This window comes from Halopseudomonas oceani (genome assembly GCF_002903165.1).
GTDB lineage: Bacteria > Pseudomonadota > Gammaproteobacteria > Pseudomonadales > Pseudomonadaceae > Halopseudomonas > Halopseudomonas oceani.
In genome coordinates this window covers 266,574-288,838 of sequence record NZ_PPSK01000003.1, presented here as the reverse complement: position 1 = coordinate 288,838, position 22,265 = coordinate 266,574, and the positions used below count along the sequence as shown (strand labels likewise).

Here is a 22,265-nt window from a genome sequence, read left to right as displayed (position 1 = left end):
CGGTAATCTAAGGGAAGGACAACGACGTGTTTCGTGGAGCCAATGCCATCAACCTCGACGCCAAAGGGCGACTCGCGATGCCTGCGCGCTATCGCGACCGCCTGGTGGAGTCCTGTGGTGGGCAATTGGTCGTCACTATCGCGTTGGAAGACCGTTGTCTTTGGATCTATCCCCTGCACGAATGGGAAGCCGTCGAAGCCAAGCTGCGTCAGGCGCCCAACATGAATCCTGCGGTTAAACGTCTGCAACGACTGCTGATCGGTAATGCCTTCGAGCTCGAGCTGGATGGCGCCGGTCGCTTTGTCGTGCCGCCGCTGCTGCGTGAATACGCCGGGCTGGACAAGAAGGTGATGCTGGTCGGTCAAATCGGTAAGTTCGAGCTCTGGAGTGAAGATGCCTGGACTGCCACCACGTCTGCCTATCTGGACGAGTCGCAGGAGGCTGGCGAGCTGCCGGCTGAACTGCACTCGCTGAGCCTGTGAGTACTGTGCCTAATTTTTCCCATATCAGCGTATTGCTGAACGAAGCGCTTGATGCGCTTGCCATCCAACCTGACGGCATCTATATCGACGGCACCTTCGGACGAGGGGGACATAGTCGAGCGCTGCTCGCACGCTTGGGGCCGGAGGGCAGGCTGATTGCCTTTGACAAAGATCCGGAAGCCATCCGGGCTGGCGAACAACTGGCGGCCGAAGACGGCCGCTTTGTCGTTGTACAGCGGTCCTTCGCGGAGATGGCCGAGGAGTTGCGTGCGCGCGGTCTGCACGGGCATGTCAGCGGTGTTTTGCTGGATCTGGGAGTGTCCTCGCCCCAGCTCGATGACCCGACCCGCGGCTTCAGCTTCCTGAATGACGGTCCGCTCGATATGCGCATGAATCCGAGTGCAGGGCAGAGTGCCGCGGACTGGGTCAACAGCGCCAGTGAGGCTGATATCGCCACCGTGCTCAAGGAGTACGGTGAAGAGCGTTTCGCCAAGCGCATGGCGCGGGCGGTGGTTGCTCGCCGTGCCCAGCAACCTTTTACCCGTACCGGCGATCTCGCTGCGGTAATCAAGGAAGCCAATCCCGCCTGGGAGAAAGGTAAGCATCCGGCCACCCGAGCGTTCCAGGGCATCCGTATCTTTATCAATCGCGAGCTGGACGATCTGGCCGACGGTCTGCGCGCTGCGTTGGATGTGTTGGCACCGGCTGGCCGCCTTGCGGTAATCAGCTTCCACTCGCTGGAAGATCGCATGGTCAAACAGTTCATGCGTCGCGAGGCCAAAGGCGCGCCGATTCCGCGTGACCTGCCGATTCGCGATATTGATATTCCAGTCTCGATCAATCTGGTGGGCAAGGCGATCAAGCCGACTGCCGCTGAGATTGATGCCAATCCCCGTGCCCGCAGCGCTGTGCTGCGTATTGCGGAGAAGCGTTGATGAACGCCCCTGCGCAGCTGCCCAAGCGTTCCGGCCTGCCAACCGGCAGCGGCTGGCTGACGCTGGTTTTCGTGCTGGGTGTCGCCAGTGCGCTGGCGGTGTCCTACAGCGCCCATTGGAGCCGCCAATTGCTTAATGAGCTGGCGACCGAGATGGATGTGCGTGAGAAAGCGCAGGCCGAATGGGGCCGGCTGGTGCTGGAGCAGAGCACCTGGACGGCCTATAGCCGGATTGAACGTATCGCCACCGAGCAGCTCGGCATGCATGTGCCTGAGCCCAGCGATGTGATCCTGGTGAAACCATGAGAAAGTTCGCACTCAAGCCTAATGGCAGCCTCTATCCCTGGCGTTTTCGCCTGGTGATCGGGTTGCTGGGTCTGTGCTGCGTAGCCGTTGCCTGGCGAATCGCCGAGCTGCACGTTCTGGATGAAGGTTTTCTGCGCAGTCAGGGTGACAAGCGCAGTGTGCGCCATGTGCCGATTCCGGCTCACCGTGGGCAGATCACCGATCGGAACGGTGAGCCGTTGGCCGTCAGTACCCCGGTTCTCACCATCTGGGCCAATCCGTCTCAGTTGATTGACCAGCAGGCCCACTGGCCTGATCTGGCGCGTGCGCTGGGCACCGATCTGGCGACCTTCAGCGAGCGGCTTAAGGCCAATGCCGATAAAGAGTTCATTTACCTGCGTCGTCGCATGACGCCGGCTGACGGTGAAGCTGTCATGGCGCTCAAGGTACATGGCGTCTACAGCATCGAAGAATACCGCCGCTTCTATCCGGCAGGTGAAGTGGCTGCCCACCTGGTCGGCTTCACCAACGTTGATGAGCAGGGGCAGGAAGGGCTGGAACTGGCTTACGACCAGTGGCTGCAGGGTGTGCCGGGCAAGCGCCAGGTGCTGCAGGATCGCCGCGGCCGCCTGATCAAGGATGTACAGGTGATCAGCAATGCGCGCCCGGGCAATGATTTGCGCCTGTCCATCGATCTGCGTTTGCAGTATCTGGCGCACCGCCAGTTGCGTGAGGGTATGCAGGAATTCGGTGCCAAGGCCGGTTCGGTAGTGATGCTGGATGTGCGCACCGGTGAAGTGCTGGCGATGGTCAACCAGCCCTCCTATAACCCGAACAATCGGGCCAATCTGCAGCCGAGCATGATGCGCAATCGCGCGATGATCGATGTGTTCGAGCCGGGCTCGACCATGAAACCGATTTCCATGACTGCCGCGCTCGCGACCGGGCGCTGGAAGCCGAGCGACCAGGTCAATGTCTATCCGGGTACCCTGCGAATTGGTCGTTACACCATTCGCGACGTGTCCCGCGCACCCGGCGGCGTGCTCGATCTGGCAGGCATTCTGCTCAAATCCAGTAACGTTGGTATGAGCAAGGTGGCACTGGATATCGGTGGCGAGACTGTCCACGACGCCATGGCGGCTGTTGGGTTGGGTGAGTACACCGGCGTCGGTTTTCCCGGCGAGAGCGTCGGCAGGCTGCCTACTTACCGTACCTGGCGTTCCGCCGAGACAGCGGCGTTGTCTTATGGCTACGGCCTTTCGGTCACCGCCGTTCAGCTGGCGCAGGCCTATGCGATTCTGGCCAACGACGGCCGCAAGGTGCCTATGTCACTGCTGCGGGTCGAGGGGCAGCCTGAGGCCCAGCAAGTATTGCCCGAAGACGCTACGCGTTTGGTGCAGGGCATGTTGCAGAACGTGATCGAGGCCGATGGCGGCACCTTCCGTGCTCGCGTTCCCGGCTATCACGTATCCGGCAAGAGTGGTACTGCACGCAAGGCGAGTACCTCCAGCAAGGGGTATCAAGAGGATTCCTATCGCTCACTGTTCGCCGGGTTTGGGCCCAGTTCCGACCCGCGGATTGCGATCGCTGTGGTGATCGACGAGCCAAGCAGCGATGACGGTTATTACGGTGGCCTGGTTGCCGCGCCGGTCTTTGGCGGCCTGATGTCCAATGCACTGCGGCTGATGAATGTCGCGCCAGATAATCTGGCATCGCTTGATCAGGCGACTCTGCCGGCAGTCGCCGGCACGGGGGAGCAGAGATGAAACTTTCTCAGCTGTTCCCTGGCGTTGCTGCTACCGATGTCGACATTCATAGCCTGACGATGGACAGTCGTCGGGTAGCGCCCGGGGATCTGTTTCTTGCTTTTCCGGGCTTGCGATACGACGGACGGGACTTCATTGCCGAGGCCGTGGCGGCAGGGGCATCTGCTGTCGCCTGTGAGCCGGGGCACGGCGTCGTTGAGGTCGTCAGCGTTCCAGTTGTTGAGGTGCCGAACCTGGCGCAGCAGGTATCCGCGCTGGGTGACATCTTTTATGGCCAACCCAGCGCGGGAATGCAGGTGATCGGTATCACTGGTACCAACGGCAAGACCAGCGTCAGCCAGATGCTGGCCCAGGCGCTGGACCTTCTGGGTAATCGCTGTGGTGTGATCGGGACCCTGGGCAGCGGTCTGGCCGGCGCGCTTGTTGAACACGGCATGACCACGCCGAACGCCATTGCCGTTCAGAGCCAGCTAGGCGTCATGCGGGATGAGGGCGCAACTCATGTCGCGATGGAAGTGTCTTCCCATGCGCTGGATCAGCATCGTGTTGCAGCCGTGCGGTTCGCGGTCGCGGTGTTTACCAATCTCAGCCGCGATCATCTGGATTACCACGGCACTATGGCCGCCTACGGCGACGCCAAGGCCAAGCTGTTCCAGCGCGGCCTGCAGGCGGCGGTGATCAATCTGGATGACCCGTTTGGTCGCGAACTGGCAGCTCGCTGCGAGGCGCCGGTTATTGGCTTCAGTCTGAGCGATCCGGCTGCTGCGCTCTATTGCCGCGAGTTGGTGTGCGACAGTCTTGGGCTTGATGCGCAGTTGCAGGTTCAAGGTCGTGACTTTGCCCTGCGTAGTCCGCTGCTGGGCAGTTTCAATCTGAGCAACTTGCTGGCCGTGCTCGGCAGTCTGCTGGCCCTTGGTGTAGACGCCGAGACGGCATTGCAGCAGGTTGCGCAGCTGCAGCCTCCGGCTGGTCGCATGCAGCGCCTGGGCGGCGGCAATCTGCCGCTGGTCGTCGTTGATTACGCACACACCCCGGACGCGCTGGAAAAGGCACTGACCGCGTTGCACCAGCATGCCGCAGGGCGCGTTGTTTGCATTTTTGGGTGTGGTGGCGACCGTGACAACGGTAAGCGTCCGATGATGGCGCGGGTTGCCGAACAGTATGCCCAGGCAGTGGTCGTGACCGACGACAACCCGAGAACCGAATCTTCAGCACAGATTATCGAACAGATTTGCCGCGGTGCGGAACACCCGCAGGCGTTGACCGTCATACCCAACCGTGCGCAAGCCATCGCCGAGACGATTGCTGCGTCGCAGCCGGGTGATGTCATTCTGCTCGCCGGCAAGGGTCACGAGAATTATCAGGAGATTGACGGCGTGCGTCACCCCTTTAGCGATATCGAACAGGCCAGCCTTGCGCTGCAGCAGTGGGAGGTGGCTCATGCTTGAAGCGCTGCGCCTGTCCAACCTGCTCAAACCACTGGCCGCCACGCTCAACGGCGTGGATACCCATTTTGACAGTGTCAGCATTGATGCGCGCAAGGTTGCCAAGGGTGGCTTGTTTGTCGCGCTGCCCGGCAGCCGCAGCAACGGCCATGACTTTGTTGCCCAGGCCCGGGAAAATGGCGCTGCGGCAGCGATGGTGGAGTACCTCGTCGATGACGAGCTGCCCCAGTTGCTAGTTCACGATTGCCAACTGGCGCTGGGCCACTTGGGCGCGCTGGTGCGAGACCAGTTCAGCGGTACGGTAATCGGCATCACCGGTTCCAGCGGCAAGACCACCGTCAAGGAAATGCTCGCCGCCATCCTGCGTGAGTGCGGTCCGGTGCTGGCGACTCAGGGCAACCTGAACAACGAACTCGGCGTACCGCTGACCCTGCTGCAACTCACTGCTGAACACCGCTATGCCGTGATTGAGATGGGGGCCGCTCAGATTGGCGATATTAACTACACCATGGGCTTGGTCAAGCCGCAGATCAGCGTGCTGACCAACGCCGGTATGGCGCATGTTGGCCGCTTCGGCAGCCCCGAGAGCATCGCCAAGGCCAAGGGCGAGATCGTCAGCGCGTTGCCCGATGGTGGGCAGGCGATCCTCAATCTGGACAGCCCCTGGTTTGAACAGTGGTATCAACTGCTCGGCAGCCGTCGTACCGCTTGCTCCTTCAGCATGAAGAACCCGACCGCACAGCTGCGCGCAGAAGAGGTTGAGATCAACGCAGCAGGTTGCCCCAGTTTCAATCTGGTGACGCCGGCGGGCACGGTCTCCGCCAGCCTGCAGCTGCGCGGTGCGCACAACATTGCTAATGCGCTCGCTGCGGCGGGCGCAGCGCTGGCCGCAGGTGCGGACCTGGACGCAATCGCCCGTGGCCTAGCGTCCCTTGCGCCCGTTGATGGCCGTGGCAACTGGCTCAACGGTATTGGTGGCGCACTGATAATTGATGACGCCTATAACGCCAACCCGGCCTCGGTTAAAGCCGCGATTGACGTGCTCGCCAGCCTGGACGGCCAGCGTCTATTGGTGCTCGGTGACATGGGCGAGCTTGGCGAGTGGGCAGAGCAAAGCCACCGGGACGTCGGTGTGCATGCGCGAGAACAGGGGTTGGACGGTATGTATGCCACTGGTCGGCTGTCTGCGCTGGCAGTGGAGGCGTTCGGCGCCAAGGGGCGTCTGTTCGACAGCCGCGAAGCGCTGATCGATGCCATTAAACAGGATTTGGATGCCAACACCCGGGTGTTGGTGAAGGGCTCGCGTAGTGCGGGCATGGATGTAGTGGTCGCCGGCCTTCTGGCCCCGGCTGACGCGCACGATAACGATAACGGGGCCAGCTGACATGTTGCTTTTACTCGCCGAATATCTACAGCAGTACTACTCCGGCTTTGCCGTCTTCCAGTATCTGACCCTGCGCGGCATTCTGGGTGTACTGACGGCGCTCGCAATGGCGCTGTTTCTGGGCCCCTGGATGATTCGCACCCTGCAGATTCGTCAGATCGGTCAGGCCGTTCGCAACGATGGTCCACAGTCGCACCTGTCCAAGAAGGGTACGCCGACCATGGGCGGTGCGCTGATTCTGGTTGCCATCGGTGTCAGCACTCTGTTGTGGGCAGACCTCAGCAATCTGTATGTCTGGGTGGTACTGGGCGTCACTATCAGCTTCGGCGCGGTTGGCTGGGTCGATGACTATCGCAAGGTGATCGAGAAGAACTCCCGCGGCCTGCCGTCGCGCTGGAAGTATTTCTGGCAGTCGGTGTTCGGTCTGGCGGCGGCGGTAGTTCTCTACATGGCAGCAAAGACGCCGGTCGAGACCACCCTGATTGTGCCGTTCTTCAAACAGGTCGAATTCCAGCTGGGTGTGCTGTTCGTTGTCCTGACCTACTTCGTCATCGTCGGCTCCAGCAATGCGGTCAACCTGACCGATGGTCTCGATGGTCTGGCCATCATGCCAACGGTCATGGTGGGCGGCGCGCTGGGCATCTTTGCCTATCTGTCGGGTAACGCCAAGTTTGCCGAGTACCTGTTGATTCCCTATGTGCCGGGTGCCGGTGAACTGATCATTTTCTGTGGCGCGCTGCTGGGCGCAGGTCTCGGGTTTCTCTGGTTCAACACCTACCCGGCTCAGGTCTTTATGGGTGACGTCGGCGCGCTGGCGCTGGGCGCCGCACTGGGTGTGATCGCTGTGATCGTGCGGCAGGAAATCGTGCTGTTCATCATGGGCGGCATTTTTGTGGTGGAGACGCTGTCGGTGATCGTGCAGGTAGCGTCGTTCAAGCTGACCGGCCGCCGGGTATTCCGCATGGCGCCGATTCACCACCACTTTGAACTCAAGGGCTGGCCGGAGCCGCGCGTGATCGTGCGCTTCTGGATCATCACCGTGGTACTGGTGCTGATCGGTCTAGCCACCCTGAAATTGCGTTGAGGAGCAGGGCGTGTCTCTGATTACCACGGACAAGCAACGGATCATCGTCGGGCTCGGTAGCAGCGGGCTCTCGGTCGCCCGTTATCTGGCAGGCCAGGGCCTGTCTTTTGCCGTGGCCGATACCCGCCAGAACCCGCCGGGGCTGGATAAGCTCAAGCGCTTTGCGCCCATGGCTGACCTGTATCTGGGCGAGCTGGATGAGGCGCTGCTGAGCCGAGCCGACGAGTTGATCGTGAGCCCCGGCGTCGCGCTGGCGACGCCGGCGTTGCAGGCCGCTGCCAAGGCGGGCGTTTCCATTGTCGGTGATATCGAGCTGTTTGCGCGGGCTGCCAAGGCCCCCATCGTCGCTATTACCGGCTCCAACGCCAAGAGCACGGTTACCACGCTGGTTGGCGAAATGGCGCAAGCGGCGGGCGCGAAGGTGGCTGTTGGTGGCAACCTGGGCACCCCAGCGCTGGATCTGCTGGATCAGGATGCAGAGCTCTACGTGCTGGAGCTTTCCAGCTTCCAGTTGGAAACCACTGATCGGTTGAATGCGCTGGTGGCGACGGTGCTGAACGTCAGTGAAGATCATATGGATCGTTACAGCGGCCTGCCGGCCTATCACATGGCCAAGCACCGGATTTTCCGTGGGGCGCAGCAGGTGGTGATCAACCGCGACGACGCGCTGTCGCGGCCGCTTATTGCCGATCAATTACCGTGCCTGAGCTTCGGCCTGTCGCGTCCTGACTTCAAGGGCTTCGGTCTGATTGAGCAGGCTGGGCAGACGTGGTTGGCCTATGAGTTTTCTGCACTGATGCCGGTCAGCGAGTTGCTTATTCGCGGCTCGCACAACCAGTCCAATGCCCTGGCGGCGCTGGCGCTGGGGCAGGCGGCCGGTCTGCCGATGGAGGCCATGCTGCAGGCGTTGAAGGCCTTTCCGGGCCTGGCGCATCGCTGCCAGTGGGTGGGTAGTCACGCCGGTGTCGAGTACTTCGACGACTCCAAGGCCACCAATGTGGGCGCCGCGCTGGCTGCCATCAACGGTTTTGCTGCTGACATGCGCGGCAAGCTGGTGCTGATTGCCGGCGGCGACGGCAAGGGCGCGGACTTTTCGCCGTTGCGTGAGCCGGTGGCTGCCCATTGCCGCGCAGTGGTTCTACTTGGGCGTGATGCCGAGCTGATTGCCGCTGCCCTCGACCCGCAGACGCAGCTGGTCCGCGTTGGGTCTATTGAAGAAGCGGTTGAAGCCGCAGCGGCTCTGGCTAAAGCGGAGGACCTTGTTCTGCTCTCGCCAGCGTGTGCCAGTCTGGACATGTTCCGTAACTTCGAAGAGCGCGGCCGGCTGTTCGCGGAAGCGGTCGGGAGGTTGGGCGCATGAATCTGACCTTCAACCTGCGTGATGCCGCTGCGCCGCTGATTGGCGAACGTCGCTTCGACATGGATATGCCGCTGCTGGTCGGTGCGGTCGCGTTGCTGGCGCTGGGACTGGTCATGGTCACCTCTGCTTCGATGGAAGTGGCAGCAGGTCGGCTGGGCAGTCCGCTGTTCTATATGAACCGCCAGATCATTTATCTGGTAGTGAGCCTGCTGGCCCTGGCCGCGACGCTGTCGGTCCCGGTTGTTGTGTGGGAGCGCTTCCGCTTCATGCTGTTGTTCCTTGGCTTTGCTGGCCTGGTAGCGGTGCTGATTCCGGGTATTGGTCGTGAGGTCAACGGCAGCTGGCGCTGGATTGCGGTTGGCCCTATCAACGTTCAGCCGTCCGAACTAGCCAAGCTGTTTGCCGTGGTGTTTCTGTCCGGGTACCTGGTGCAGCGCAAGGATGAGGTGAAAGAAGAATGGTTCGGTTTCATCAAGCCCTTCATGGTGCTGGGGCCGATGGCCTGTCTGCTGATCGTCGAACCTGACTTTGGTGCGACCGTGGTCTTGATGGGCGCCGCTACCGGGATGTTGTTCCTCGGTGGGGTCGGCCTGTTCCGCTTTCTGCTGCTGTTTGGCTCGTTGGGTGCACTGGCCGCGCTGGCCGTTTGGGCTGAGCCCTATCGTTTGCAGCGCCTGACCGGCTTCCTTGATCCATGGCAGGACCCGTATGGCACCGGTTACCAGCTGACTCAAGCGTTGATTGCCTTTGGTCGCGGTGAGTGGTTCGGCGTTGGGCTGGGTAACAGTATTCAGAAGCAGTTCTATCTGCCAGAGGCGCACACCGACTTCGTGTTTGCAGTGCTAGCCGAGGAGCTGGGTATGGTTGGCGCCCTTGCCGCCTTTGCGCTGCTCATTTTTGTTGCCATTCGTGGCTTGTATGTCGGTCTGGCGGCGGAGGCCAAGGGCATGTTGTTCCACGCCTATCTTGCCTACGGTCTGGCAATCATGTGGTGTGGCCAGATTCTCATTAACGTTGGCGTGAACATCGGGCTGCTACCGACCAAGGGGCTGACCCTGCCGTTCCTCAGCTATGGTGGCAGCTCGCTGGTGGTGTGCTGTGTCTGTCTGGGCCTGCTGTTGCGGATCGACTGGGAGCGCCGTCAGGTCGGCAGGGAGGTGGCCAATGGGTAATAAGGTGTTGGTCATGGCTGGCGGCACCGGTGGGCACGTGTTCCCTGCGCTGGCCTGTGCTCGCATGTTGCGCGATCAGGGCTATGAGGTGCATTGGCTGGGCACGCGTCGCGGTATCGAGGTCGATCTGGTTCCGCAGGCCGGCTTCCCGATTCATTACATCGACATTCAAGGGCTGCGCGGTAAGGGCAAGCTGGATCTGCTGAAAGCGCCGTTCCGCATTCTGCGCGCGTTGGGTCAGTCGCTGCGCCTGCTGGCGGATCTCAAGCCCATCTGCGTGTTGGGCGCCGGTGGCTACGTGACCGGCCCAGGTGGCCTGGCTGCCTGGCTGCGCCGCATTCCGCTGGTTATCCACGAGCAGAATGCGGTGGTCGGCACTGCCAACCGCCTGCTGGCCCGACTGGCCAAGCGCCGCTGTGAAGGCTTTGCCGGCAGTTTCGCTGAGGGCGCGAACCGCCGCAGCACGGGTAACCCCGTGCGTGAAGACATATTTGCTACTCCGGCGCTGAGCTGGGACGGCGGTCGTCCGCTGCACCTTCTGGTGCTGGGTGGCAGCCTGGGGGCAATGCCACTGAATAACCTGCTGCCGAAGGCGCTGGCGCGCATTGAGCCGAATCAGCGTCCGCAGGTGGTGCACCAGTGCGGTAAACAACACCTGCTGATGGCGCGTGAGGCTTATGAACAGGCTGGCGTGCGCGCTGACGTAGAGGCCTTTATTGCGGATATGGCTGGCGCCTACGCCTGGGCCGATCTAGTGATCTGCCGTGCTGGTGCGCTGACCATCTGCGAATTGGCTGCTGCCGGGCGCCCGTCGCTGCTGATCCCGTTACCGCATGCCATCGACGACCACCAGACTGCCAATGCCCGCTATCTGGCTGACCGTGGCGCGGCAGTGCTGATGCCGCAGGCACAGCTCGACGACGAGCAACTGGCCAATACCCTGATCAACTACATGAATAACCCGGAGCTGCTGCAACAGATGGCCGAACGAGCCCGTGAACAAGCCACCCCGAACGCGACCGCCGATGTGGTACGCGCCTGTCTGGAGGTAGCCCGTGAGCACTAACAAGCGCAGTCAGGCGACTTTTACGCTGCCCGAGATGCGGCGCATCCGCAATATTCACTTTGTCGGTATCGGCGGCGTGGGCATGTGCGGCATCGCAGAGGTGTTGCTCAACCTGGGCTATCAGGTGTCGGGCTCCGATCTCAAGCGCTCGGCGGTGACTCAGCGCCTGGAGTCCTTCGGTGCGCGCATCGACATTGGGCACCGTGCCGAGAATGTTCAGGAGGCGGACGTACTGGTCGTGTCCAGCGCGATCAATCCGCAGAATCCGGAAGTCGCCGGTGCCATCGAACGGCGCATTCCGGTGGTGCCGCGTGCGGAGATGTTGGCCGAGCTGATGCGTTATCGCCACGGTATTGCGGTTGCCGGCACACACGGCAAGACCACTACCACCAGTCTGATTGCCTCGGTGCTCGCTGCAGATGGTTTGAGTCCGACCTTCGTGATCGGCGGCAGATTGACTGCCGCCGGCACCAACGCTCAGTTGGGCGAGAGCCGCTATCTGGTTGCTGAAGCGGACGAGAGCGACGCGTCATTCCTGCACCTGCAGCCGATGGTCGCCATTGTTACCAATATCGACGCAGACCATATGGCGACCTATGAGGGCGACTTCAACAAGCTGAAGCGCACCTTCGTTGAATTCCTGCACAACCTGCCGTTCTACGGTCTGGCTGTGCTCTGCATTGATGACCCGGTAGTGCGTGAAATTCTGCCGCAGATCAATCGTCAGGTCGTGACCTACGGTCAGTCGGACGATGCTGACATCCGCGCAGTGGATATTCACCAGCAAGGGATGCAGACGTTTTTCACCGTGCTACGCGAAGATCGCGAGCCGCTCAAGGTCTCGGTCAACATGCCGGGCGTGCACAACGTACTGAACTCGCTGGCGACCATTGCCGTCGCCACCGACGAAGGCGTGTCTGACCGCGCCATCGTTGATGGGCTGGCTGGCTTTCAGGGCGTTGGTCGTCGCTTCCAGGTTCAGGGTAATTACCGCTGGGCAGACGGCGAAGTGATGCTGGTTGATGACTACGGTCACCACCCGCGCGAAGTTGCAGCGGTGATCAAGGCGGTACGTGCTGGCTGGCCCGAGCGACGTCTGGTCATGCTCTATCAACCGCACCGCTACAGCCGGACCCGCGACCTGTACGAAGACTTCGTCCAGGTGCTGGGCGACGCCAACGCGCTGTTGCTGATGGAGGTCTACCCGGCGGGCGAAGAGCCGATTCCGGGGGCAGACAGCAAGCAGCTGTGCCGCAGTATTCGTCAACGTGGTCAGCTGGACCCGATTTATGTCGAGCGTGATGCCGACGTCATGCCGCTACTGGAAGCGGTGTTGCAGCCGGGCGACATTCTGCTGACCCAGGGCGCAGGGGATATTGGTGGGCTGTCGGTCCAGTTGGCCGAAGCTCTGAGCAATCGTGATACCGGAGGTAAGGCCTGATGGTCGATGTAGCTGACTTTGGGCGTGTGGCAGTGTTGTACGGCGGAAAGTCCGCCGAGCGTGCGGTATCGCTGAAATCGGGGGCTGCTGTCCTTGCAGCGCTGCAGAGCGCAGGCGTTGATGCCTATGGGATTGATGCTGACGAGACGTTGGCAGAGCAGTTGCTGACTGCGCGGCCGGATCGGGTGTTTATCGCGTTGCATGGGCGCGGCGGTGAAGATGGCAGTCTGCAGGGCCTGCTGGAGAGCCTGCAGATTCCCTACACCGGCAGCGGCGTGATGGCCTCGGCGGTCGGCATGGACAAGCTGCGTACCAAGCAGATTTGGCAGAGCATCGGCCTGCCGACACCGGCCTACGCAATGTTGCGCGGTGCTGCTCAGTGCGCCGAGATCGTCGAGCGGCTGGGTACGCCCCTGATCATCAAGCCGGTTCACGAAGGCTCAAGCATTGGCATGGCCAAGGCTGACAGCTTGCAGCAATTGCAGGATGCCTGGGAAAGCGCCCGCAGCTACGACGATGAGGCGTTGGTCGAGCAGTGGATACATGGCGCGGAATTTACCGTCGCGATTCTCGATGGCAAAGCCCTGCCGCCGATTCGGCTGCGTACGCCCCACACTTTTTATGACTACGACGCCAAGTACCAGGCCGATGACACCCAATATCTGTGCCCCTGCGGCTTGCCCGCAGAGCAGGAAGCGCAGCTCAAGGCGCTGAGCCTGCAGGCGTTCGAGGCAGTGGGCTGCAAGGGTTGGGGGCGCGTTGACGTGATGCAGGACGAGCAGGGCCGTTTCTACCTGCTGGAAGTGAATACGGTGCCGGGAATGACTGACCACAGTCTGGTGCCAATGGCGGCCAAGGCCACCGGGATGGATTTTGCTGCGCTGGTGCTGGCCATTCTGGCTGGCACGCTGAGTTAACGGATAACAGGATGCAGGCAATTCGCGATAACCGCAACGCTACACCGCTTTCCCGCCGCAAGGCCGGTGGGCGAGGTGCCGTGCGCGTGCCGCCTGCACAACCGCGGCAGCTGCCACGGCTGCGTCTGCCACGTCCGAATCTGCGTGGTCTGGGTGGGCGGCTGCAGCATTTGCTGTGGCCGTTGCTGCTGGTTGCTCTTGGTATGGGGTTGTACGAGCTGGGTAGCCGGTTGATGCCGCTGGCTGACCGGCCGATTGCGCTGATCAGTGTCGAGGGCGAGCTTGAGTACATCGACCGTGAAGCGGTTCAGCAGGTCATTCAGCCCTACCTGAATGACAGCTTTCTGGGTATCGATCTGGATGGCTTGCGCAGCGACCTGCTGGCGATGCCCTGGGTCGCGCAGGCGTCGGTTCGTCGGGTTTGGCCCGACAAATTGGTGATAGCGCTGGATGAGCAACTGCCGGTGGCTCGCTGGGGTGACAAGGCGCTGTTGAATAACGAGGGCAAGGCGTTCGAGCCGCAGGATATCGCGCGTTTCAGCGAGTTGCCGCAGCTCAATGGCCCGGAGCGCTCCAAACGTCGGGTAATGCGTCAGTACCAGCAGTTCAGCAGCCTGCTGCGTCCGCAGGGCATGGTGGTCAGCAAGCTGGAGTTGCGAGATCGCGGCAGCTGGTTCCTGACCACGGATGACGGTATGGAGCTGTTGCTGGGGCGGGACAATCTGGTGGACAAGATGCAGCGGTTCATGACCATCGAGCAACTGATGCTTAGTGACCGTCGAGAACTGATCGCGCGCGTGGATCTGCGCTACAGCAATGGTATGGCCGTCGCCTGGCGTGATGCAGGCGACGCCGAAAAAGTGTCGGAGTAACGGGAAGATTATGGCAAGCAAGCAGGGCAGCAGAATGATTGTGGGCCTGGATATCGGCACCTCCAAGGTCGTGGCACTGGTCGGCGAGATCGGGGCGGACGGCGAGCTGGAAATTGTCGGCATTGGCTCGCATCCCTCGCGCGGGCTGAAGAAGGGCGTGGTGGTGAACATCGAATCGACGGTGCAGTCCATTCAGCGCGCGATCGAAGAAGCCGAGTTGATGGCTGGTTGCCAGATTCATTCTGTCTACGCCGGGATTGCGGGTAATCACATTCGCAGTCTGAACTCCAACGGCATCGTCGCTATTCGCGACCGTGAAGTGGTTCAGGCAGACATCGAGCGGGTGTTGGATGCCGGTCAGGCGGTAGCCATTCCGGCGGACCAGAAGGTGCTGCATATCCTGCCGCAGGAATATGTGATTGATAACCAGGAGGGCGTGCGCGAGCCACTCGGCATGTCTGGTGTGCGTCTGGAGGCGAAGGTCCATCTGGTGACCTGCGCGCTTAACGCGGTGCAGAACATAGAAAAGTGCATTCGTCGCTGCGGCCTGGAAGTGGAAGATGTGATTCTCGAGCAACTGGCCTCCAGTTATGCCGTGCTGACTGAAGACGAGAAAGAGCTCGGTGTATGCCTGGTTGATATTGGTGGCGGCACGACCGATATCGCCATCTTTACCGAGGGGGCGATTCGCCATACCGCGGTGATTCCGATTGCCGGCGATCAGGTTACCAACGACATCGCCATGGCGCTGCGTACGCCAACCCAGTACGCCGAGGAAATCAAGATTCGCTACGCCTGCGCGCTGGCCAAGCTGGCTGGTCCGGAGGAAACCATCAAGGTGCCGAGTGTTGGTGAGCGGCCGCCGCGTGACCTGTCTCGTCAGGCGCTGGCAGAGGTAGTTGAGCCGCGCTACGACGAGTTGTTCACCCTGATCCAGGCTGAACTGCGCCGGTCCGGTTTCGAAGACATGATTCCGGCGGGCATCGTCATGACCGGCGGTACCGCCAAGATGGAAGGCGCCATTGAGCTGGCCGAGGAGATTTTTCACATGCCGGTTCGCCTCGGCATGCCGCAGGAATTCAAGGGGCTCACCGACGTTGTGCGCAATCCGATCTACGCCACCGGCGTGGGGTTGCTGCACTACGGCATGAAACACCACGGTGACCATAGCTCCCAGCCGAGCGATAGCAACAAGACGCCAGTGCTGGAGCGTGTAAAGAAATGGTTCCAGGGCAATTTCTGATTGCTCTGAACCGATGCAACAGACCCGCCTAAGCGGGCAGCAGTAACGAAACGAAAACGATACGAGTAGCTATTCAAGGAGAAAGGCCATGTTCGAACTGATCGATAACGTTCCGCAGAACGCAGTAATCAAGGTCGTCGGTGTAGGCGGTGGCGGCGGTAACGCCCTGCAACACATGGTGGTCAACAATGTTGAAGGGGTGGATTTCATCTGCGCCAACACCGATGCTCAGGCACTGAAAAACGTCAGCGCGCGCACTGTGCTGCAGCTGGGCTCAGGCGTCACCAAAGGGTTGGGCGCCGGAGCCAACCCGCTGATCGGCCGTGAGGCCGCGATTGAAGACCGCGAGCGCATTGCTGAAGTGCTGCAAGGCTCAGACATGGTGTTTATCACCGCCGGTATGGGTGGTGGTACCGGTACCGGTGCTGCGCCGATTGTTGCCGAGGTAGCTCGTGAAATGGGCATCCTGACCGTTGCCGTCGTGACCAAGCCGTTCCCGTTTGAGGGTCGCAAGCGTCTGCAGGTGGCGGAAGAGGGTATCCGTGAGCTGAGCCAGCATGTCGACTCGCTGATCACTATCCCGAACGAGAAACTGCTGACTGTGCTGGGCAAAGACGCCAGCCTGCTTGCTGCCTTTAGCAAGGCCAACGACGTTCTGCTGGGTGCCGTGCAGGGTATCGCGGACCTGATTATGCGTCCCGGTATGATCAACGTTGACTTCGCCGACGTTAAAACCGTCATGAGCGAAATGGGTATGGCAATGATGGGAACCGGTCACGCCAGTGGTCCAAACCGTGCTCGCGAAGCGGCTGAAGCGGCCATCCGCAGCCCGCTGCTGGAGGATGTCAACCTGATGGGTGCCCGCGGTATTCTGGTCAACATCACGGCTGGCCCTGACCTGTCGCTGGGTGAGTTCTCCGAAGTCGGTAGCACTGTTGAAGAGTTTGCCTCTGAAACGGCCACCGTGGTTGTCGGTACCGTTATTGATCCGGAACTGCGCGACGAGCTGCGTGTGACTGTGGTTGCTACTGGTCTGGGCGCACGTGAGAAGCCGGTTAAGGTCGTGGACAACACCGCTGCTGCGCCGGCTCAGGCCGCTCGTCAGCCGGAAGCTGGTGCGCCGAACTATCGCGATCTGGATCGTCCGACCGTCATGCGCAATCAGGCCCCTTCCGGTAGCGCTGCTGCTCGCTTGAGCCAGCCGGCTGAAGACCTGGATTACCTGGATATTCCGGCATTCCTGCGTCGTCAGGCTGATTGAACTGATCAATTGAAGGCATTGGGGTAATTGGTATTCATCAAAAGCTGACTTTGCTATGATGCACGCCAGTTTACTGAGAGTTTTTCGCAATCAGAGCGGAAGCAGGCAAGCATGATCAGACAACGCACATTGAAAAACGTCATCCGGGCCACAGGTGTTGGTCTGCATTCGGGTGAGAAGGTATACCTCACACTGAAGCCGGCACCGGTGGATACGGGGATCGTGTTCCGGCGCGTGGATCTTGACCCGGTGGTCGAGATCCCGGCGCGTGCCGAGTGTGTAGGGGAGACGACGATGTCGACGACCCTGATCAAGGACGGCGCTAAGGTCGACACGGTTGAGCATCTGTTGTCGGCGATGGCGGGTCTGGGTATCGATAATGCTTATGTCGAGCTGAGCGCGGCGGAAGTGCCGATCATGGATGGCAGCGCTGGGCCCTTTGTCTTTTTGATTCAGTCGGCGGGCATTGCCGAACAGGATGCCGCCAAGCAATTTATTCGTATCAAGCGGGAAGTCACGGTAGAAGAAGACGGCAAGACCGCCACTTTTGTGCCCTTTGAAGGGTTCAAGGTGTCGTTCGGTATCGACTTCGATCACCCTGTATTCCGCGGCCGCAGCCAGGAAGCCTGTGTCGACTTTTCCAGTACATCCTTTGTGAAGGAAGTTAGTCGCGCACGCACGTTCGGCTTCATGCGTGACATCGAGTACCTGCGTTCCCAGAACCTGGCACTTGGTGGCAGTGTCGACAACGCCATTGTGGTGGATGAGTATCGGGTGTTGAACGAGGATGGTCTTCGTTATGAAGACGAGTTCGTCAAACACAAGATTCTGGACGCCATCGGGGATCTTTATCTGCTGGGCAAGAGTCTGGTAGGCGAGTTCCGTGGCTACAAGTCGGGGCATGCACTGAACAACAAACTGCTGCGTGCTCTGCTGGCAAACAAGGATGCATGGGAACTGGTTACCTTTGATGATGCGGGTACTGCTCCGATCTCCTACATGCGTCCCGCTGCGGCCGTCTGATCTCAGACGTCTGACAGCCTACTCGTTTCGTTTCTTGTTTCGGCCGCCTTCGGGCGGCCGTTTTTATTTTTCGGGGTTGTCTGTTTGCGCCGAATCAATGACCTTCCGGCTCGCCATGATGGCGCGCAAGCCTGCTCAAGGCAGCCTTGAGTTCGGGGTCGCAGACGTGTTCGGCGGTTTCCTGCAACGTGCTGCTAGCCACCTTTGAACGCTTGATAGTGCGAACGGGTGGTGCTTTTTTGACCAGTGGTGGTTGTACCTTGCAATGAATTTTCGTTAAGGTGGCGAATTCGTTGAAGGTCTGCAGGTCCCGAATCAGCCTTTTCTGCTGATACCGCATGCGCGTAGCCCACTGACTGCTGGTGACTACCAGTCGCAGTACGCCGGTCTCGAATGAGGCAACCCGGCACTGTTCGCGTGCTGCCGGTTCGAGACGCGACTCAAACAGGGCCTGCAGGCGCTCAAGTTGACGGGACTTTTCCAGCAGTGCGCGGAGTGTGCTACTGGTTCTTAAAAGGTCGGTTGGTCGACGTGCGTCCAGCGGATGGAATGCCATGGGTTCGCTGCCAGCCAGGAGTGATGGAGCGGTCATCCTATCAGAACCGCCGTCAAGAATGTTTGGGGTTGCTATTTGAATATCATTATTCTCACCGGGCGCAATGGCGCATCGCGAACACTGACGCTGGGAGCGCCGTGGGTTGCTGCCGGCGTTTGCCTGCTGCTGGCGCTACCGCTGGTCGCATCTCTGGTCACCTGGCAACTGATGGCCGGCAGTTCTACGGAGCTGGCGGCTGCTGACTCCAGTGTCCCGCAGTGGCAGCAGGTGCTGCAGGACTACGATGTCGACCCGCTGGTCGAAGATGATGGTACCCAGGCACAGATTGAGCGCATGAGTCAGCAGCTAGCCCGCCTGCAAATGCGGCTGACCCGTCTGGATGCGTTGGGCGAGCGACTGACCGAATTGGGCGATTTCAACGACGGTGAATTCGATTTCGGTTCAAATTCTGATTTTGACTTTGGTATTGATCTGGAATCGGGCATGGGCGGTCCAGAGCTGCGCGATGATGACCTTACCTTCGAAGCGCCTTCAGATCTGCAGGGCTTGATTGAGCAGCTGTCCGCGCGGGTTGACAACCGCACCCAGCAACTTCAGCTGCTGGAAGATCTTATGGTCAACCGGCAAACCGATGTTGATGCGATGCTGGATTTCGTTCCGGTCAGCGTCGGCCATCTGTCATCTACCTTTGGCCGTCGTACCGACCCGATAACCGGACGCATATCGATGCACAATGGGTTGGATTTCGCGGCGCCGCGCGGTACACCGATTCACGCAGTTGGTGCGGGGGTGGTTATCTTCGCTGGCCGTCATGGTGCGTATGGCAACATGATCGAAATTAATCACGGCGGCGGTCTCAAGACCCGTTACGCGCATGCTTCGGTGCTTAAGGTCAGCAAAGGTGACCTGGTGCAGAAGGGCCAGGAGATCGCTGCAGTCGGCACTACCGGTCGTTCCACAGGCCCCCACCTTCATCTCGAAGTCTACCGCAACGGCATGGCGGTCAACCCCGCTCGCTTCCTGGCGTTGAAATAACCTCCAGCGATCCTCATATAGGTTGTCGGTCGATGCACTTGTCGGCAGGCGGCCCTGCCCTCTGCGCGGTTTAATGTGCGGCAGAAATCAGAGTAGAATGCCGTTTTCGGGCTGGTCCGGCAGCATGGGACTGGACACGCCACTCATCACATGGATATCTAAGTCGATTATGTTTGCGCCGTTAATGAGAAAGCTGTTTGGAAGCAAGAACGACCGTGAATTGAAGCGAATGGGTAAGGTTGTCGCTGCGATCAACGCCCTTGAAGAAAGCTTGAATGCACTGAGTGATGAACAGCTGAAGGCGAAAACAGACGAATTCAAGCAACGCCTTGCCAGCGGCGAGACCCTGGATGCGCTGCTGCCCGAAGCCTTTGCTGTCGTGCGTGAGGCGGGTAAGCGTGTGATGGGGATGCGCCACTTTGATGTCCAGCTAGTCGGCGGTATGGCGTTGCACGAAGGCAAAATCGCTGAGATGAAGACGGGTGAGGGTAAGACACTGGTCGGTACGCTACCGGTGTACCTCAATGCGCTGGCCGGTAAAGGTGTTCACGTGGTCACCGTGAACGACTACCTGGCCAATCGCGACGCCAACACGATGCGCCCGCTGTACGAGTTCCTCGGAATGACTGTTGGCGTCGTTGTGCCGATGCAGGACCCCGAGCAGAAGCGCGCAGCTTACCAGTGCGATATTACCTACAGCACCAACAACGAGCTTGGCTTTGACTATCTGCGCGACAACATGGCCTTCCGGCTGGAAGACAAGTTCCAGCGTGAGCCGTTCTTTGCCGTCGTTGACGAGGTTGACTCGATCCTGATTGACGAGGCGCGAACGCCGCTGATCATCTCCGGTCCCGCGGAAGACAGTTCCCGGCTGTATACCACCATCAACAAGCTGATTCCCCTGCTCAAGCGCGGCCAGCTCGCTGAAGAGGGTGAAGAAGGTGTCGAAGGCCACTACCTGATTGACGAGAAGGCCCGTCAGGTTGAGCTAACCGAAGAAGGTCACCAGTTCGTTGAAGAGCTGCTGGCGCGCGAGGGTATGCTCAATGAGGGTGACAGCCTGTACGCTGCGCAGAACCTTGGCCTGTTGCACCACGTCCATTCCGGCCTGCGTGCGCACACCTTGTTCCATCGCAATGTCGAGTACATCGTGCAGAACAATCAGGTGCTGCTGGTTGATGAGCACACTGGTCGAACTATGCCCGGCCGCCGCCTGTCCGAGGGCCTGCATCAGGCTATCGAGGCAAAGGAGGGGTTGCAGATTCAGGCCGAGAGCCAGACGCTGGCCTCTACTACCTTCCAGAATTACTTCCGCCTGTATCCGAAGCTGTCCGGCATGACCGGTACTGCCGACACCGAGGCGTTCGAGTTTCGTCAGATCTATGGTCTGGATGTCCTCGTTATCCCGACCAACAAGCCGATGGTACGCAAGGACTACAACGACCTTGTTTATCTCAGCATCGAAGAAAAGTTCGCCGCTATCGTTGCCGACATCAAGCATTGCATGGAGCAGGGTCGCCCGGTGCTGGTCGGTACGGCGTCCATTGAGTCGTCCGAGGTTGTAGCCAATCTGCTGACCCGTGAGAAGGTGCCGCACAAGGTCCTGAATGCCAAGTTCCACGAGAAGGAAGCGGAAATTGTAGCGCAGGCCGGTCGCCCTGGTGCGGTGACCATCGCCACCAACATGGCTGGCCGTGGTACCGACATCATTCTGGGTGGCAACTGGGAAGCCGAAGTTGCCGCGCTGGAGAACCCGACCGAGCAGCAGATCGCCCAGGTCAAGGACGAGTGGCAGCTGCGTCATCAGCAGGTACTCGAGGCGGGTGGTCTGCATATTATTGCTTGTGAGCGCCACGAATCACGTCGTATCGACAACCAGCTGCGCGGTCGTGCGGGTCGTCAGGGTGACCCGGGTTCCAGCCGTTTCTACCTGTCGCTGGAAGACAACCTGATGCGCATCTTCGCCTCTGACCGGGTGAAGAACTTTATGAAAGCGTTGGGCATGGAGAAAGGCGAGGCCATTGAACACCGGATGGTGACCAACGCCATTGAGAAGGCGCAGCGGAAAGTTGAAGGGCGCAACTTCGATATCCGTAAACAGTTGCTGGAATATGACGATGTTGCCAACGAGCAGCGTAAGGTTATCTATGGTCAGCGCAACTCCATTCTGGCCAGCGAGAACGTTGAAGAAACAATTAACGCGATTCGTCAGGATGTAGTGAATGATCTGGTGGCGATGCATATGCCGACCGGCAGCCTGCCGGAGCAGTGGGATGTCGCTGGGCTGGAGCACAGTATTGCCTCCGAACTGGGTTTGCATCTGACTATCCAGCAGTGGCTGGACGAGGATGAGCGTCTGAGCGAGCAGGGTGTGGCCGAGCGCGTGCTGGAAGCGCTGGTTGCGGCCTACCGCGAGAAGGAGGAGCTGGCTGGAGCCGAAGCCCTGCGCACCTTCGAGAAACAGATGTTGCTGCGTGTGCTGGACGATCTGTGGAAAGAGCATCTGGCAACCATGGATCATCTGCGTCAGGGTATTCATCTGCGTGGCTACGCGCAGAAGAACCCCAAGCAGGAATACAAACGCGAAGCCTTCAACCTGTTCCAGGAAATGCTGGAAACCCTCAAACGTGACACTATTCGCGTCCTCAGTCACGTCCAGGTGCGTCGCGAAGACCCGGCCGAGGAAGAGGCGCGGCTGCGTCGCCAGGCCGAAGAGCTGCAGCGCCGCATGCAATTCAAGCACGAAGAAGTGAATGCCGTCGCTGATGTTGCAGGTGATGAGCCGGCTGAGCCGGAGCAGGCGGGTAACGCCGCACCGGTCACCCGTGAAGGTCCCAAGGTCGGCCGTAATGACCCCTGCCCATGCGGGTCTGGCAAGAAGTACAAACATTGCCATGGACAAATTAGCTGAGCCCGGTGAAAGCAGCCGCAAGCTCCAA

Annotated in this window: 19 protein-coding genes; 18 read left to right on the top strand and 1 reads right to left on the bottom strand. The window is 60.2% G+C overall.

What is annotated here, in order from left to right; translation table 11 throughout:
- Positions 1-26: 26 nt before the first annotated feature.
- The 16 genes from mraZ to lpxC all read left to right on the top strand — a co-directional run bounded on the left by mraZ (position 27) and on the right by lpxC (position 17,735).
- Positions 27-482: a division/cell wall cluster transcriptional repressor MraZ gene (gene mraZ, locus C1949_RS05390; protein WP_104737440.1), complete on the top strand. Its 456-nt coding sequence runs from the start codon at positions 27-29 to the stop codon at positions 480-482.
- Positions 479-1,417 (top strand): 16S rRNA (cytosine(1402)-N(4))-methyltransferase RsmH, encoded by a 939-nt coding sequence (gene rsmH / locus C1949_RS05385; RefSeq protein ID WP_104737439.1) that lies wholly within the window; start codon positions 479-481, stop codon positions 1,415-1,417. Before mraZ ends, rsmH begins: the two co-directional genes overlap by 4 nt.
- Positions 1,417-1,722 carry a cell division protein FtsL gene (gene ftsL, locus C1949_RS05380; RefSeq protein WP_104737438.1) on the top strand — a complete coding sequence of 102 codons (306 nt, stop codon included), beginning with the start codon at positions 1,417-1,419 and terminating at the stop codon, positions 1,720-1,722. The genes rsmH and ftsL overlap by 1 nt, the downstream gene beginning before the upstream one ends.
- On the top strand, positions 1,719-3,467 hold the full coding sequence (locus C1949_RS05375) for a peptidoglycan D,D-transpeptidase FtsI family protein (RefSeq protein ID WP_104737437.1): 1,749 nt from the start codon (positions 1,719-1,721) through the stop codon (positions 3,465-3,467). Before ftsL ends, C1949_RS05375 begins: the two co-directional genes overlap by 4 nt.
- Positions 3,464-4,915, top strand: a complete 1,452-nt coding sequence (locus C1949_RS05370; RefSeq protein WP_104737436.1) for a UDP-N-acetylmuramoyl-L-alanyl-D-glutamate--2,6-diaminopimelate ligase — start codon at positions 3,464-3,466, stop codon at positions 4,913-4,915. Before C1949_RS05375 ends, C1949_RS05370 begins: the two co-directional genes overlap by 4 nt.
- Positions 4,908-6,296: a UDP-N-acetylmuramoyl-tripeptide--D-alanyl-D-alanine ligase gene (locus C1949_RS05365; RefSeq protein WP_104737435.1), complete on the top strand. Its 1,389-nt coding sequence runs from the start codon at positions 4,908-4,910 to the stop codon at positions 6,294-6,296. The genes C1949_RS05370 and C1949_RS05365 overlap by 8 nt, the downstream gene beginning before the upstream one ends.
- 1 nt (position 6,297) lies before the next feature.
- A complete protein-coding gene (mraY, locus tag C1949_RS05360; protein ID WP_104737434.1) occupies positions 6,298-7,380 on the top strand; it encodes a phospho-N-acetylmuramoyl-pentapeptide-transferase in 1,083 nt (360 codons plus the stop codon).
- A gap of 10 nt (positions 7,381-7,390) precedes the next feature.
- Positions 7,391-8,740, top strand: coding sequence for a UDP-N-acetylmuramoyl-L-alanine--D-glutamate ligase (gene murD / locus C1949_RS05355; protein WP_104737433.1), 1,350 nt, complete (start codon positions 7,391-7,393; stop codon positions 8,738-8,740).
- The gene (gene ftsW / locus C1949_RS05350; protein WP_104737432.1) at positions 8,737-9,912 is read left to right on the top strand and encodes a putative lipid II flippase FtsW; all 1,176 of its coding nucleotides are present in this window, start codon (positions 8,737-8,739) and stop codon (positions 9,910-9,912) included. Before murD ends, ftsW begins: the two co-directional genes overlap by 4 nt.
- Positions 9,905-10,978, top strand: a complete 1,074-nt coding sequence (murG, locus tag C1949_RS05345; protein WP_104737431.1) for an undecaprenyldiphospho-muramoylpentapeptide beta-N-acetylglucosaminyltransferase — start codon at positions 9,905-9,907, stop codon at positions 10,976-10,978. The genes ftsW and murG overlap by 8 nt, the downstream gene beginning before the upstream one ends.
- 34 nt (positions 10,979-11,012) lie before the next feature.
- Positions 11,013-12,419 carry a UDP-N-acetylmuramate--L-alanine ligase gene (gene murC, locus C1949_RS05340; protein ID WP_104737492.1) on the top strand — a complete coding sequence of 469 codons (1,407 nt, stop codon included), beginning with the start codon at positions 11,013-11,015 and terminating at the stop codon, positions 12,417-12,419.
- Complete coding sequence (locus tag C1949_RS05335; RefSeq protein WP_104737430.1) at positions 12,419-13,336, top strand: D-alanine--D-alanine ligase; 918 nt, start codon at positions 12,419-12,421, stop codon at positions 13,334-13,336. Before murC ends, C1949_RS05335 begins: the two co-directional genes overlap by 1 nt.
- A gap of 11 nt (positions 13,337-13,347) precedes the next feature.
- Positions 13,348-14,208 carry a cell division protein FtsQ/DivIB gene (locus C1949_RS05330; RefSeq protein WP_104737429.1) on the top strand — a complete coding sequence of 287 codons (861 nt, stop codon included), beginning with the start codon at positions 13,348-13,350 and terminating at the stop codon, positions 14,206-14,208.
- Between the two features lie 10 nt (positions 14,209-14,218).
- Positions 14,219-15,451, top strand: coding sequence for a cell division protein FtsA (gene ftsA, locus C1949_RS05325; RefSeq protein ID WP_104737428.1), 1,233 nt, complete (start codon positions 14,219-14,221; stop codon positions 15,449-15,451).
- An 88-nt stretch (positions 15,452-15,539) separates the two neighbouring features.
- Positions 15,540-16,712, top strand: a complete 1,173-nt coding sequence (gene ftsZ, locus C1949_RS05320) for a cell division protein FtsZ (protein ID WP_104737427.1) — start codon at positions 15,540-15,542, stop codon at positions 16,710-16,712.
- Between the two features lie 111 nt (positions 16,713-16,823).
- Positions 16,824-17,735 (top strand): UDP-3-O-acyl-N-acetylglucosamine deacetylase, encoded by a 912-nt coding sequence (lpxC, locus tag C1949_RS05315; RefSeq protein ID WP_104737426.1) that lies wholly within the window; start codon positions 16,824-16,826, stop codon positions 17,733-17,735.
- Positions 17,736-17,829: 94 nt separating this feature from the next.
- Here lpxC and C1949_RS05310 read toward each other — a convergent pair whose 3' ends face one another.
- A complete protein-coding gene (locus C1949_RS05310; protein WP_104737425.1) occupies positions 17,830-18,291 on the bottom strand; it encodes a DUF721 domain-containing protein in 462 nt (153 codons plus the stop codon).
- Positions 18,292-18,366: 75 nt separating this feature from the next.
- Here C1949_RS05310 and C1949_RS05305 point away from each other — a divergent pair, with 75 nt between their 5' ends.
- Complete coding sequence (locus tag C1949_RS05305) at positions 18,367-19,326, top strand: M23 family metallopeptidase (RefSeq protein ID WP_104737424.1); 960 nt, start codon at positions 18,367-18,369, stop codon at positions 19,324-19,326.
- Between the two features lie 169 nt (positions 19,327-19,495).
- Positions 19,496-22,237, top strand: a complete 2,742-nt coding sequence (secA, locus tag C1949_RS05300) for a preprotein translocase subunit SecA (RefSeq protein ID WP_104737423.1) — start codon at positions 19,496-19,498, stop codon at positions 22,235-22,237.
- Positions 22,238-22,265 lie beyond the last annotated feature (28 nt).